This window comes from Vibrio sp. 2134-1 (genome assembly GCF_033339495.1).
In genome coordinates, this window is record NZ_JAWOUS010000975.1 from 1 (window position 1) to 514 (window position 514).

Annotated in this window: 1 protein-coding gene; it reads right to left on the reverse strand. The window is 44.9% G+C overall.

Annotated elements, in window-relative coordinates:
- A partial coding sequence (locus R7R78_RS29565; RefSeq protein ID WP_225475020.1) for a TonB-dependent receptor plug domain-containing protein occupies nt 1-514 on the reverse strand: 514 nt, incomplete at both ends.

Consider the following 514-nt stretch of genomic DNA (forward strand, 5'->3'; position numbering starts at 1 on the left):
TGCTAGATCTCCAAAGTTATCCAGTTCATTGCCGTCGCGACGCGTATAGGCAACTAGAGATTCCAAATCGCCAGTTTTGTTCGCTAGTGCAACAGATTCACTGAATGTATTGTCTTCGGAAGAGTAGTTGAACTTCGCATGGCCACCAAAGTTACGACCCTTAAGGAAATCAGCCGGATCTTTGGTTTCAAATGCAACAATGCCACCAATTGCGTCAGAACCATGCAGAGACGACGCTGCACCTTTTACAATTTCAACCGCTTTTATTAGGTCGGTATCCACGTTAACGCGAGCAGAGTTAATGAACGTATTCCCTGATTCGAACTGGTTACCTTGAGATACGCCGTCAACAAGAACCTTAATTCGGTTACCTTCGATACCTCGAATATTGATACTCTGGACACCTTGACGCGAGTTTGTCTTAACCGTGACTCCTGGCGTGTACTCAAAGATATCATCTAAGCCAGTGACCATGCTTTCTTCGATGTTCTTATCAGTAACGACGGCAACAGAA